The organism is Kangiella japonica (assembly GCF_039523535.1).
Lineage (GTDB): Bacteria > Pseudomonadota > Gammaproteobacteria > Enterobacterales > Kangiellaceae > Kangiella > Kangiella japonica.
The window spans coordinates 705,641-718,932 of sequence record NZ_BAAAFM010000001.1; the positions used below are offsets into that span (position 1 = coordinate 705,641).

Genomic DNA, 13,292 nt, shown 5'->3' on the forward strand with positions numbered 1-13,292 from the left:
CCTACTTCTTAGCTTTAGGAGCAGGTTTTCTACGGCGAGGTTTCTTATCTTCTTTTGGCTCTTCGATTTCTTGGCCAGGAAGAACTTCACCTTTGAAAATCCATACTTTAATGCCGATGATACCGTAAGTAGTATTCGCTTCAGACGTTGCATAATCAATGTTTGCACGAAGCGTATGCAAAGGTACACGACCTTCACGGTACCACTCAGTACGAGCAATCTCAGCACCACCTAAACGACCACTTACTTCAATCTTGATACCTTGAGCACCAAGACGCATAGCATTTTGAACGGCACGCTTCATCGCACGACGGAACATCACACGACGCTCTAATTGTTGTGCAACGTTGTCGCCAACTAGCTGAGCATCAAGCTCAGGTTTGCGAACTTGCTCAACAGAAACTTGTGCAGAAACACCAGCCATCTGAGCAATCTTGCCACGCAACTTCTCAATATCTTCACCTTTTTTACCGATAACGATACCAGGACGCGCAGTGTGAATAGTCACACGAATCGCTTTCGCTGGGCGCTCGATCTCGATGCGAGATACTGAAGCATGCTTCAATTCTTTTAACAACCAGTTACGGATGTTGATATCACTTTCCAAGTTATCCGCAAAATCGCCGCGCTCAGCATACCAAGTTGCAGTATGCTTTTTTACGATACCTAAGCGGATACCGGTAGGATGAACTTTTTGACCCATTACCTTCTCCTAGTTATCCGATACTTTAACGGTGACGTGGCTAGTACGCTTTAAAATACGGTCGCCACGACCTTTCGCGCGCGGACGCATACGCTTAGCTGTTGCCGCTTCGTCAACGAAGATAGTCGAAACTTTCAATTCGTCGATGTCAGCGCCTTCATTATGCTCAGCGTTAGCAATCGCAGACTCAAGAACCTTCTTGATTAGACGAGCCGCTTTCTTCGGGCTGAATTCAAGAATGTTCAACGCTTTTTCTACTGGTAAGCCACGAACTTGATCGGCAACAAGACGCATTTTCTGTGCCGAGATGGTGGCATTACGCAATTTAGCTGCTACTTCCATCTTCCACTCCTCGCCTTATCGCTTCTTGGCTTTCTTATCAACATCATGACCATGATAGGTACGAGTCAATACAAACTCACCTAACTTGTGGCCAACCATGTCTTCTGAAACGAAGACTGGTACGTGTTGACGACCATTGTGAACGGCAATCGTCAGACCAACCATTTCCGGGAAAACAGTTGAACGACGAGACCATGTTTTAATTGGTTTCTTAGAACCAGAGGCCGCAGCTTCTTCAACCTTCTTCAATAAGTGTAGGTCAATGAAAGGGCCTTTCTTTAACGAACGTGCCACTGTGCTATCCTCTATCGTTTATTACGGCGACGGACAATTAAACTGTCTGTGCGCTTGTTGCTACGAGTTTTCTTACCTTTAGTAGGCGTACCCCATGGAGACACAGGATGACGACCACCAGAAGTACGTCCTTCACCACCACCGTGTGGGTGATCAACTGGGTTCATAGCGACACCACGAACTGTCGGGCGAACACCACGCCAGCGCTTAGCACCAGCTTTACCCAAACTACGTAGCATGTGCTCTGAATTACCTACCTGACCGATAGTTGCGCGACCTTCAGACAACACTTTACGTGTTTCACCTGAACGTAGACGTAAGGTCACGTATTTGCCTTCACGTGCAACGATCTGAGCATAAGCACCCGCACTACGAGCTATTTGCGCACCCTTGCCAGGCTTAAGTTCGATGTTGTGAACTGTACTACCTACAGGGATGTTACGCATTGGCAAAGCGTTACCGACACGAATCGGAGCGCGCTCGCCAGAAACGATAGTATCACCAGCATTTAGGTTACGTGGAGCAATGATGTAACGACGCTCACCGTCTGCGTAGCAGATTAGCGCGATGTGTGCGCTACGGTTTGGATCGTACTCAAGACGCTCTACTGTGCCAGTAATATTATCTTTGTTACGTTTGAAGTCGATTAGACGATAGTGTTGTTTATGACCACCACCAACGTGACGAGTCGTGATACGACCATCGTTGTTACGACCACCATTTCTAGATTTCTTCTCTAATAAAGGTGCATGAGGTTTACCCTTATGCAAGTCAGGATTGACCACTTTAACTACAAAGCGGCGTCCTGGAGAAGTTGGTTTAGCTTTTACAATTGCCATTACTAATCTCCTTCGTTACTCGCCGCCAACGAAGTCAAGGTCTTGACCTGGCTTCAATGAGACGTAAGCTTTTTTCCAGTTTGGACGACGGCCTTCTTGTAGACCAAAACGCTTACGTTTACCTTTCATGTTTAAAGTACGAACGTTTTCAACTTCGACTTCAAACAAAGTTTCTACAGCTTTTTTGATTTCACGCTTATTCGCGTCTTTAGCTACTTTGAAAACGAATTGGTTGTCGTTTTCAGCTAAAATCGTCGCTTTCTCAGAAACGTGAGGCGCTAGAAGAACTTTTAAGATACGCTCTTGGTTCATCCCAACATCTCCTCTACTTTCTTAACAGCCGCGACAGTCATTACAACCTTGTCGAAGCCGATTAGGCTAACAGGGTCGATTGCTTGAACGTCACGAACGTCAACTTTATGTAGGTTACGAGAGGCTAAGAATAAGTTCTCGTCAACTTCTTCAGTCACGATCAACGCTTCTTTAGCATCGAGGTCTTTTAACTTGCTTACTAGCTCTTTAGTTTTCGGAGCTGAAACAGCAAATTCTTCTACTACAATCAAACGATCTTGACGAACCAATTCACTAAGAATGCTTTGGATCGCACCGCGGTACATTTTGCGGTTTACTTTTTGAGTGTAGTCTTGTGGTTGCGCAGCGAAAGTTACACCACCTTTACGCCATAATGGGCTACGGATAGTACCAGCACGGGCACGACCTGTACCTTTTTGACGCCAAGGTTTCTTACCACCACCGCTAACAGCGCTACGGTTCTTTTGTGCGCGAGTACCGGCACGAGCAGCAGCCATATATGCGACTACTACTTGGTGAACTAATGACTCGTTAAATTCACGGCCAAAAGCTACCTCAGAAACCTTTATTGCGCCGCCAGATGTCAAACTAAGTTCCATAGTCAACTCCTCTTGGCCTAGGCTTTCTCAGCAGGATGAATAATTACATCGCCGCCGGTAGCGCCTGGGACGGCACCTTTGATTAACAATAAATTGCGCTCAGCATCAACACGTACAACTTCTAGAGTTTGTACAGTTACACGCTCAGCACCCATGTGGCCAGACATTTTCTTGCCTTTAAATACGCGACCTGGAGTTTGGTTTTGACCAATAGAACCAGGAGCACGGTGCGCTAATGAGTTACCGTGAGTCGTATCTTGACCACGGAAGTTCCAACGCTTAATTACGCCAGCGTAACCTTTACCTTTAGAAGTACCAGTTACGTCAACTTTTTGACCTTCTTCGAAAACTTCAACTTTGACTTCACCGCCAACTTCAAAACCTTCTAAAGAGTCCACACGGAACTCCCACAAACCACGACCAGCTTCCACGTTAGCCTTCTTATAATGTCCAGCTTCTGCTTTACTGATACGGTTTGCCTTACGGCTTCCTGTAGTCACTTGAACCGCTTCATAACCGTCAACATCAGCTGTCTTAAGCTGAGTGATGCGATTTGGGTCGGCTTCTACTACGGTAACCGGGATAGACACGCCGTCTTCAGTGAAGACACGAGTCATTCCTCGTTTTATACCTACTATTCCGATAGCCATGTTTTAAACCTCAACCGAAATGGTTATAACCTTGCCGCTGATGTCTGTCTTAAGTAAGACTAATTTGAACATCAACACCAGCTGCCAAATCCAACTTCATCAAAGCATCAACTGTTTTTTCTGTTGGCTCGATGATGTCCACTAAACGCTTGTGCGTACGAATTTCATACTGATCACGCGCATCTTTATTCACGTGTGGTGAAGTCAAGATGGTGAAGCGTTCTTTACGCGTCGGTAAAGGGATAGGACCTTTTACCTGAGCACCAGTACGCTTAGCGGTGTTTACGATCTCTGAAGTTGAAATATCTATCAACTTGTGATCAAACGCTTTCAATCTGATTCGAATACGTTGCTTTGCCATTGCAAAGAACTCCACTATATTAATTAAAAGAACATAAAAAACCGCTCCACCCTACTACTGCGAGGGGTGCGGTTACCAAACTTGTTTCAGACTCAAATCGAGCCTGTTGTTAGCAAAATCAATCACTTACTTTGCAATAAAGTCTGAAATTGCTTCGCAAGAACAACCCTAATAGTGGCAGTTACGCCTACAAAGGGACGCGAATTATATGGGATCAGGAATTGGATTGCAAGGAACAACGCCAATTAATTTAAGGCTTCAAGCGTTGTTCTTAGTCGCTATGGGGTGGTTAGCTTTGCTCGGCTTTAAGGTGCGCCCAGTCTCTGTGGGTATCCATAAAGTATTTGATGTATGGGCACACTGGAACCACTTTGAAGCGTTCTTGCTCGATAGCTCTTAATACGGCTTCAACCATACTAGCACCGAGGCCTTTACCGCGAAGCGCCTCTGGCACCTCTGCATGCTCTAAATGTAACGTGGTTCCTTCTTGCTTATAGCGGACTTCGCCGTTATAACCACCGTCTAACACCACAGTGAACTTCTTTTCCATTGGGTGATGGATTGCCTGATATGTCATTACTGCCCCCTTGTGTGACTCCAGCTTACTTGCTCTGTGCCGTTAACATATACCCTGACCGCTACAGAGCACTCTCCTATTGATAGTTATATCATAAAACCACGATTAACTTCGCCTCTAGGCAGATTTAAGCTTATCGGCATGTTGCTGGCGTAGTTTACTTAGCTTAGGGTTAATCACTGCCATACAATAGGGTTGCATACTGTTATTGGCATAAAAATCTTGGTGCTCAGTTTCCGCTGGGTAAAACTTCTGCTCAGTTAATAGTTGCGTCACAATGGGTTTATTAAACAAAGGGCTCATCTCTTTGATCACCTCTTCGGCTACCTGGCGCTGCTCGTCACTGTGCAGCATGATGACCGAGCGATACTGAGTACCGATGTCAGCTCCTTGGCCATCCTCCTGAGTCGGATCGTGCGAAGTTAAAAACACCTCAACCAAATCACGATAGCTGATCTCTTGAGGGTTAAAGGTAACCTGCACAACTTCAGCGTGCCCGGTCGTGCCTGAACACACCTGGCGGTAGGTCGGCGCTTCAGTGTCGCCACCGGCGTAACCTGAAACCACGGACTCTACACCATTTAGTTGTTGCATAACGGCCTCTACACACCAAAAACAGCCACCACCAAACGTTGCTTTCGTATCCATTTCGCTCCTTATCACGATAATTCTCTACACACACCTATACTTGTTACAGTACCAACTTTGTTGGCTAAAAAGCAATGTTAGCGATGCGCTATGCCACAAGGTTACTGGAGTAAAAAAAGCCCCAAGTGGGGCTTTAAACCATTCTAGTCGAAAGTAGTGCTATCTATAGCATGAAATCCACTGCATTAGGGTCAAAGGCCGCTAAGTTCGGCATAACACCATTTATTTCATTGTCAGTTAAGCCAAACCAACGCAACGGGCTTGCCATGTACTGCTCCACAGAAGTCGTTGGAATAATACGTCCATCGTCATTAGCGTCGTCTGGCCCAGAAATTTCAAGGCTCGGTATCTGTCCATAAATATCACCACCTCGCACAGCGCCGCCCATGATCAACTGATGATTACCCCAGGCATGATCGGTACCATCACCGTTGCTGGTTAAAGTTCGGCCAAAATCCGAGCTGGTAAAGCTAGTTACACTTTGCTCTACGCCCAACTCAGCAGTAACGTCATAGAAATACTTCATGCTTTGGCTCAACTCAGTGAATAACGCTTGCTGGCGGCTAATGTGATTATCATGGGTATCATATCCTCCCATACCGACGTAAAAGATCTGGCGCTCCATACCTAGCTCCGCTCGAATCGCAATAATCTTCGCCACCATTTCCAATTTCGTGGCTAAACTGCCTTCAGGTTTCAACGTTGTAAAGTCCGGCACCGCGTCAATTTGCGAGCCCACTCTTTCCACTAGTTCCATGGTCCGAGACTGTAGCCCCTTGAATTCGTCGATAAAAGGATCTTGGTAGTTACTATCCAGTAGCGCTTTAAAAGCGGCTCTGCGATCTTGGGTCCAGTTTTTATCTGGCGCAACGTAACTGTATTGATCAAAGCCATTTCGACCTATCGCTAGGTCTAGGTTAAGCTGGCTGCTTAACCAGTTAGTGCGGCCATCGATTGAAATGCCGGTTAATAATGGATCTTGATTATTTGGCACTGCCAAGTCCATAACTCTCCCACCAAGCCCAGTCTTTTGCACTTGGGGATCGACATAGCGCCATTGATCTTGTTGATCATTGTGCGAAAAGAGCTGATCTGGCAAAGACTTACTGCGCTCTAAATATTGCTGCCGTGTGATTGGCTCGACCAAATTACCAACATTAGCCATAACTCCGAGTTTGCCACTAGTGAACAAGCTTTGTAGTTCAGCTAACTGGGGATGAAAACCAAAGCTACTGTTGCCATAAGAAATTGGCGACACGGGTAATAAATCGCCTTTTGCAATTGCCATGTTTTGGCGCGAGGCAGCATACTCATCATAATCAAAGTTGCTCGTGGGCACTATCATGTTGAAGCCATCGTTTCCACCCAACAAAAAAATGCATACCAAGGCTTTATAGTCACCCGTTGGGATGCTCAACGCCTTAGCCGTTTGTCCGAAGCTCATTAAGCCTGAAGTTGCCACTGCGGCCGAGCCAAGTTTTATAAAATCTCGTCTTTTCATGTTTAGGCTCCTAGCGCTGTACCGCGAATTCAGGTGATGTTATGACCAGAGAAATAGCTTCTGTCGCTTTTCTTTCAGGATTGTCCGCATCGATTGTCGTCAAATAATCCTTCAATACCGTTTTCATATGGTCACTCATGGTTCCTGCCAGTAATAGAACGTTGAGATGCTCGATGAGCTCATCGTCGCTGGCGCTCACCAAGTCGCGCTCGACACTGTAATCGACAATAATATCCTTGGCTTCAGGCGAAGGACGTTCAAAACTGTTCATACTTACCGAGCGCCAATGCAGATGGTTTGTCATTTTCGCCATAGTGCCTTCGGTATGTATCTCAAACTCTGGCGCCACAATATCGGCATCCCTTAAAGCCCCTGCGGGTTGATATGATGGCGAAAAAAAGTTGAACACACTAGGTGACTTAAGTGGCCCTTGCGCAAAGTCATTATCTACCCAGCGAAACTCATAGGTTCCATTGCCAGTTGTCGCATCAAACGCACGCCAAAAAGCACTTAGCCTTAAGATAGGTTCTTTCAGCTTACCGAATGGCTTGCCATGAGCAGCAACTCCCGATATCGCTTCTTCGTCTAACAGAATCGCCTTAATTACAGCCTTCATATCACCACGAACACCACTGCCATTGTCATTAAAGCGTGTTGCCACACGTTCGATGTATTCTGGTGAAGGATTGCTGGTTACGAGCTTTTGAATCAGCTGCTTGGCTACGAATGGGCCGACGTTTGGGTGATTAAAAATATGATCAAGTGCTTGCGCTAGATCTTGCTCAGGGGTTTGTCCGGCAGGAATAATACCCCCATTAATAATGCGCTTTTCGCCGTCGGCATGAAATTCTGGAAAAACCCTCATCGGACTGATGAGATCACGACTTTCACCCCACCACCAAAAACGCTCTGCATTTTGCCAAGTCCAGCCAGTGAAAACATGGGCCAAGCCTTCAATATCCGCTTGGTCATAAGTCGGGATAGTATTTCCTTGTGCATCGAGTTTTGGTGAACCGTCTAAATTCAACTCAACCAAACCGACTGTAAACAGCTGCATCAACTCACGCGCATAATTTTCGTCAGGTCGTATATTGCGCTCGAGATCAGGCTTTCTATTTCGTAACATACTCAAATACTCACCCATTACAGGGTTGAGCGTGACATCCTGCATTAAGTCGCGGTAATTGCCAAAACTGTGCTGTAAAAGAATATCATAATAGTTAGATAGCGACTGATTGCCCTCGATGCCGCCAGAGCTAACGCCATACTGGCTAACCACCCAAATTTCACTCAGTGCAAAAGCAACGCGCTGACGTAGCTGATCTTCGGCTTTTAAAGAGCGATGCCACCAAGCATCCACATACAAGCTCCAAGTGCTCTCAGGATCGTAAGTAAACTGATTGTAGTAATCGGTATGCTTGGTCACCGGAAGTGTCATTTGCCAGTCAATCCAAGCTTCATAGCCCATATCAACCACACGATTTATTGAATCGGTTGTTGCACCAAAGGTGGTTTGCTGCAGGAATCTCGAAGCTTTCCCAGAAGTTGGTGGATCTACATGTGCCGGCGGTTCTTCACCGGTGTCTGGCGACGCTGGATCATCCTCCCCCTCCGAGCCACCACTACAGGCCGCAACAAATAAAAGAAAAAAGATATATAACAAGCTACGGTAAATTAGTTTTGTTATCTGCATAAAGAGAATAGGCTCAAGGTGTAAAGCATTATCCTACAAATAACAAGGTGTAAAATCTTTCGACACTATCACACAGAGCTATGACTTAAGTCTCAAAATCGACATAATAAAAAGCCTCCAAAGAGGAGGCTTTTTATAGTGTTTAAACTGCGATACGGCTGTTAAAAATACATTCCTAGCTGCACGCTTAAGAAGAGCGCATCCCGATCGAAGCGCTCGAGCTCAGTTTTCATATAGAAGTCGTTGTCGAAATCCCACTTCAAACCTAGTCCAATAGCAAACTGTGTTACCGTTTGATCTTCATAGTTTGGTGAAATATCGTCTCCTCCAACAATCACACGGTTGGACAGCTCATTTTTAATAGTCGATACTCCAAACTTCCCATAAACACTGAAGCCTTCGTCATGGAAGGTCCATGGCGCATAATTAACCATAAAGGCAATCACTTCATAATCAATACCTGTGGTTTGAGTAACAGCTGGATCACTATTACTCAATGTCGCCGTCCCTAAGTCGTTGTAACTGAGGTCCAGAGCCCATTGCTCAGATAGCTCTACGCCCAAACTAATTTTGTAGCCGGTATCTTTATCGTCGGATGTACTCCAGCCGAATGAGCTACCCTCTGGGTCGACCTTGCTTGCACCGTAACCAATATCTGCATACCAACCATATTCATCGTCTTGAGCGGCAGTTGCAGGTGCCGCATAGAACGGCACCAAAACAGCAACCATCAAGCCAAACGCAACAGACTTGGCTTTTTTGGCTTGTTGAGACTTGCGATAAAGCATCATCAATCCAAGTAGCGCTATCAGAATCATTGTCGCGCTACCACCACCGCTAACCGCTGTTTCAATTTGACCATTATCCGTATCACAAGCATCACCAATGCCGTCGCTATCGGAGTCTCTTTGGTTAGGGTTACTAACAGCTGGGCAGTTGTCGGCATCGTCTGCGACACCATCACCATCACTATCAGCGGCCGCTTCACAAGCATCACCAATACCATTACCATCCGCATCTTTTTGCTCAGGGTTGTTGATCAGTGGACAGTTGTCAGCATCATCTTCTATAGCATCGTTATCATCATCGCTATCACATGCATCACCAACACCGTCGGCATCATTATCTTCTTGGCCTGGATTATCGACATAAGGACAGTTATCAGCGTCATTCTCGATACCATCGCCGTCGATATCGCTATCGCAAGCGTCTCCAGTACCATCACCGTCGCTGTCTTGCTGATCTACGTTGCTATTAGCCGGACAATTATCTAAGTCATCCTCAACACCATCACCATCGTTATCGGTATCACAGGCATCACCAACACCATCACCATCAACATCTTCTTGGCCTGGGTTAGCTACCGCAGGACAATTATCAGAGGTATCATCGACTGTATCATTGTCATCGTCGTTATCGCATGCATCCCCAATTCCATCACCATCGGTATCTTCTTGATTTGAGTTGCTCACGACTGGACAATTATCAAGGTCATTTTCAACACCATCATTGTCATCGTCGTTATCGCAAACATCTCCAATACCATCATTGTCAACATCGCTCTGATCTGCATTTGGTATTGCTGGACAGTTATCTACGGAATCATCAATGCCATCACCGTCTGAGTCTGTGTTGCTGTCACAAGCATCTCCTACGCCATCGCCATCAGTGTCAACTTGGGAAGGGTTGCTTATTAAAGGACAATTATCAGTGCTATCATCAACGCCGTCATTGTCATCATCGTTATCACAAATATCACCGATACCATCACCGTCAGCGTCGTCCTGATTACTATTACTATCTAATGGGCAGTTATCTGTTCCATCATTAATACCGTCATTATCATCATCAGGGTCACAAGCATTACCTATGCCATCCCCATCGGTATCATTTTGCCCTGGGTTTGCCACTGCAGGGCAGTTATCAACCCCATCATCAATACCATCCCCATCCGAGTCGTTATTGGTATCACATGCATCACCAATACCATCTCCATCAGTATCTTCCTGGCTAGGGTTACTTACAACAGGACAGTTATCAATGCCATCTTCAACACCATCATTATCGTCATCACTATCGCAGGCATTACCTTGACCATCACCATCTGAATCCTGTTGGTTTGGATTAATGATTGCAGGACAGTTATCAGCATTATCATCAACGCCGTCGCCGTCGTCATCATTGTCACAAGCGTCACCAGCCCCATCACCATCTAAATCTTCTTGACCAGGGTTTGGTACAGCTGGACAGTTGTCTATTCCATCATCTACACCGTCAGCATCCGTATCAATATTGCTATCACATGCATCACCTATACCATCACCATCTGCATCTTCTTGGCCTGGATTGCTGATCAAAGGACAATTATCGGAGCTATCATCGATACCATCCCCGTCGTCATCATTATCACAGGCATCACCAGTGCCATCACCATCAGTGTCTTCTTGGCCTGGATTAGCTACAACAGGACAATTGTCTGTCGAGTCATTTATACCATCGCCGTCATCATCGGTATCACAAGCATCACCTGTGCCATCACCATCAGCATCCGCTTGATCCGTGTTAGCCGTTACGGGACAGTTATCAAGATCATTGTTAACGCTATCACCATCGATGTCGTCATCACAGGCATCGCCGATACCATCGCCATCCAAATCCTCCTGGTTTGGATTAGGTACGACAGGACAGTTGTCAACGTCATCATCAACGCCGTCATTGTCATTATCGGTATCACAAACATCACCGATACCATCCCCGTCGGCATCTTCTTGGCCTGGGTTGTTAATTAAAGGACAGTTATCACTATTATCGTCAATACCATCGTTATCGTCGTCGGTATCACAAGCGTCGCCTTGACCATCGCCATCGGTGTCTACTTGATCAGTATTGGCTATAACCGGACAGTTATCAGCACCATCATCCACTCCGTCGCCGTCATCATCATTGTCACACGCATCTCCAGCTCCATCGCCATCTAAATCTTCTTGGCCTGGATTAGCCACAGCAGGACAATTATCTGCTCCGTCATCAATGCCGTCACCATCGGTATCTGTATTGGCATCACAAGCATCACCAACTCCATCACCGTCTGTATCTTCTTGGCCTGGATTGCTTACTAAAGGACAGTTATCAGCACCATCATCGATACCGTCGTTATCATCGTCATTATCACAGACATCACCAGTTCCATCACCATCATTATCAGCTTGATCAGCATTACTCACTAATGGACAGTTATCGACACTATCATCTACACCGTCGTTATCGTCATCGGAGTCGCAGGCATCGCCAATACCATCACCATCCGAATCTGTTTGTAAGGGGTTGTTGGCAGCTGGACAATTGTCGATATCATCATCAATACCGTCGTCATCATTATCCAAGTCACAAGCATCGCCTATACCATCGCCATCGACATCTTCTTGTCCTGGATTGGGTACAGCTGGACAGTTATCGACGTCATCTGCGATACCGTCACCATCGCCATCGACGAGTGTCGGTGCAACACAAGCAGAGTATACGTCTAATTGATTGAGTACACTTGCTAAAGCACCTACAGTAACTCGCACCTGATTAAACTCAAGAGTTGCGTCAATTGAAACTAAAGCAGCATCGCCACCACTCAATAGGCTAAGTAATAAAAGATCAGAACCGGTAAAGCTCTCTTGAGCAGTACCATTTAAGAGTGTAGTAATCGTGATAGTATCTAACAGTGTTAAATCAATTAGCGTTCCGGGTCTCTCCACTATAAAACCAACCGTATTGTTGCCTGTATAAGATTGGCTTGTTGCTTCAACTTGAATATAAGCAGTACCTGTTACGCCTACAGGTACAGAAATTCTCGCACTGTTATTAAGGTCTAAGTCAATAACATTACCCTCATTGGAGACTGAACATAAAACACACGTTAAACCGGATGTGCCATTAGCAATCTGTGCATCTGGAATAATTATAGGCTTGTAGCGCTCTGTGACTCCGCAGGCAACAACATCAGGGTCGCAAGCATCTCCGATACCGTCTCCGTCACTGTCTTCCTGTCCTGGGTTTGAAATTAATGTACAGTTGTCGTCTGAATCAAGTACACCATCGTCATCATCATCGGTATCACAAGCATCGCCTGCTCCATCACCATCTGTATCTTCCTGAATTGGGTTGTATACAGCAGGACAATTATCAGCGGTGGCGTCATCGACACCATCCCCGTCATCGTCTGCACCATAAGCACTTGCCGCCATCAGCAGTAAGCAACTGAATAGACAAGATAAGACTGAGCCAGAAGTTAATTTCATTTTCATCTCCAAAACCTATCCCTCGGACTTTATCAGGGAGAGCTTTTTCTAATTAAACTGATTAGACCTCCTTTAGAATTACCAGAATTAATGTGAAAGTAAAATGAAAGTTATGCGAAATACGTAAAAAAGAGTAAAACCCAAAAATATGTTGAGGGATTACCCCTATATTTTTTTGAATTGGCGCATTTAATGCATGTATGCATTGTAAGCTATTGTTTTAAATATCATTTCCTGTAGGTTCTCTAAGAATTATTTGATGTGGTTTTATATTTTGTGATATATAAAAATCTGGTTTGTCTGGGATAATATTAATAGAGTAACAGCAATGGACATTATTTAAAGGCATAAAAAAGGGCACCGAAGTGCCCTTGATCGCCACGGATGGCGAGAATGCAGAAAATGCACGGATGCAATCTTCTGCTAAGCTTGTCGCTTATGTCGAACTAAAATCTTACTCGTGGATTTTAGATACAACACCCGC

General features: G+C 45.5%; 13 protein-coding genes. All 13 read right to left on the reverse strand.

Features of this window, described 5'->3' with window-relative positions; all coding sequences use genetic code 11:
* Position 1: 1 nt before the first annotated feature.
* On the reverse strand, positions 2-703 hold the full coding sequence (gene rpsC, locus ABD128_RS03370; protein ID WP_110201304.1) for a 30S ribosomal protein S3: 702 nt from the start codon (positions 701-703) through the stop codon (positions 2-4).
* 9 nt (positions 704-712) lie between these two features.
* A complete protein-coding gene (rplV, locus tag ABD128_RS03375) occupies positions 713-1,045 on the reverse strand; it encodes a 50S ribosomal protein L22 (protein ID WP_343986476.1) in 333 nt (110 codons plus the stop codon).
* Positions 1,046-1,060: 15 nt separating this feature from the next.
* Positions 1,061-1,339, reverse strand: a complete 279-nt coding sequence (gene rpsS, locus ABD128_RS03380) for a 30S ribosomal protein S19 (RefSeq protein WP_046561879.1) — start codon at positions 1,337-1,339, stop codon at positions 1,061-1,063.
* A gap of 11 nt (positions 1,340-1,350) precedes the next feature.
* Positions 1,351-2,178, reverse strand: coding sequence for a 50S ribosomal protein L2 (gene rplB / locus ABD128_RS03385; RefSeq protein ID WP_343986484.1), 828 nt, complete (start codon positions 2,176-2,178; stop codon positions 1,351-1,353).
* Positions 2,179-2,193: 15 nt separating this feature from the next.
* On the reverse strand, positions 2,194-2,490 hold the full coding sequence (gene rplW, locus ABD128_RS03390; RefSeq protein ID WP_343986487.1) for a 50S ribosomal protein L23: 297 nt from the start codon (positions 2,488-2,490) through the stop codon (positions 2,194-2,196).
* Positions 2,487-3,089: a 50S ribosomal protein L4 gene (rplD, locus tag ABD128_RS03395; RefSeq protein ID WP_110201308.1), complete on the reverse strand. Its 603-nt coding sequence runs from the start codon at positions 3,087-3,089 to the stop codon at positions 2,487-2,489. The genes rplW and rplD overlap by 4 nt, the downstream gene beginning before the upstream one ends.
* Before the next feature lie 17 nt (positions 3,090-3,106).
* Positions 3,107-3,739: a 50S ribosomal protein L3 gene (gene rplC, locus ABD128_RS03400; protein WP_343986491.1), complete on the reverse strand. Its 633-nt coding sequence runs from the start codon at positions 3,737-3,739 to the stop codon at positions 3,107-3,109.
* A gap of 49 nt (positions 3,740-3,788) precedes the next feature.
* Positions 3,789-4,100 carry a 30S ribosomal protein S10 gene (gene rpsJ, locus ABD128_RS03405; RefSeq protein ID WP_046561884.1) on the reverse strand — a complete coding sequence of 104 codons (312 nt, stop codon included), beginning with the start codon at positions 4,098-4,100 and terminating at the stop codon, positions 3,789-3,791.
* A 289-nt stretch (positions 4,101-4,389) separates the two neighbouring features.
* On the reverse strand, positions 4,390-4,677 hold the full coding sequence (locus ABD128_RS03410) for a GNAT family N-acetyltransferase (protein ID WP_343986496.1): 288 nt from the start codon (positions 4,675-4,677) through the stop codon (positions 4,390-4,392).
* Positions 4,678-4,794: 117 nt separating this feature from the next.
* On the reverse strand, positions 4,795-5,325 hold the full coding sequence (gene msrA, locus ABD128_RS03415; RefSeq protein WP_343986499.1) for a peptide-methionine (S)-S-oxide reductase MsrA: 531 nt from the start codon (positions 5,323-5,325) through the stop codon (positions 4,795-4,797).
* A 163-nt stretch (positions 5,326-5,488) separates the two neighbouring features.
* Complete coding sequence (locus tag ABD128_RS03420) at positions 5,489-6,826, reverse strand: DUF1501 domain-containing protein (protein ID WP_343986501.1); 1,338 nt, start codon at positions 6,824-6,826, stop codon at positions 5,489-5,491.
* Between the two features lie 10 nt (positions 6,827-6,836).
* Positions 6,837-8,519 (reverse strand): DUF1800 domain-containing protein, encoded by a 1,683-nt coding sequence (locus ABD128_RS03425; RefSeq protein WP_343986504.1) that lies wholly within the window; start codon positions 8,517-8,519, stop codon positions 6,837-6,839.
* A 161-nt stretch (positions 8,520-8,680) separates the two neighbouring features.
* Positions 8,681-12,814, reverse strand: a complete 4,134-nt coding sequence (locus ABD128_RS03430; RefSeq protein ID WP_343986508.1) for a thrombospondin type 3 repeat-containing protein — start codon at positions 12,812-12,814, stop codon at positions 8,681-8,683.
* Positions 12,815-13,292: the final 478 nt, after the last annotated feature.

Bases quoted from the DNA above. Each gene is read 5' to 3' on its own strand.
- rpsC (WP_110201304.1), bottom strand. From the start codon at position 703: ATGGGTCAAAAAGTTCATCCTACCGGTATCCGCTTAGGTATCGTAAAA.
- rplV (WP_343986476.1), bottom strand. From the start codon at position 1,045: ATGGAAGTAGCAGCTAAATTGCGTAATGCCACCATCTCGGCACAGAAA.
- rplB (WP_343986484.1), bottom strand. From the start codon at position 2,178: ATGGCAATTGTAAAAGCTAAACCAACTTCTCCAGGACGCCGCTTTGTA.
- rplW (WP_343986487.1), bottom strand. From the start codon at position 2,490: ATGAACCAAGAGCGTATCTTAAAAGTTCTTCTAGCGCCTCACGTTTCT.
- rplD (WP_110201308.1), bottom strand. From the start codon at position 3,089: ATGGAACTTAGTTTGACATCTGGCGGCGCAATAAAGGTTTCTGAGGTA.
- rplC (WP_343986491.1), bottom strand. From the start codon at position 3,739: ATGGCTATCGGAATAGTAGGTATAAAACGAGGAATGACTCGTGTCTTC.
- rpsJ (WP_046561884.1), bottom strand. From the start codon at position 4,100: ATGGCAAAGCAACGTATTCGAATCAGATTGAAAGCGTTTGATCACAAG.
- ABD128_RS03410 (WP_343986496.1), bottom strand. From the start codon at position 4,677: ATGACATATCAGGCAATCCATCACCCAATGGAAAAGAAGTTCACTGTG.
- msrA (WP_343986499.1), bottom strand. From the start codon at position 5,325: ATGGATACGAAAGCAACGTTTGGTGGTGGCTGTTTTTGGTGTGTAGAG.
- ABD128_RS03420 (WP_343986501.1), bottom strand. From the start codon at position 6,826: ATGAAAAGACGAGATTTTATAAAACTTGGCTCGGCCGCAGTGGCAACT.
- ABD128_RS03425 (WP_343986504.1), bottom strand. From the start codon at position 8,519: ATGCAGATAACAAAACTAATTTACCGTAGCTTGTTATATATCTTTTTT.
- ABD128_RS03430 (WP_343986508.1), bottom strand. From the start codon at position 12,814: ATGAAAATGAAATTAACTTCTGGCTCAGTCTTATCTTGTCTATTCAGT.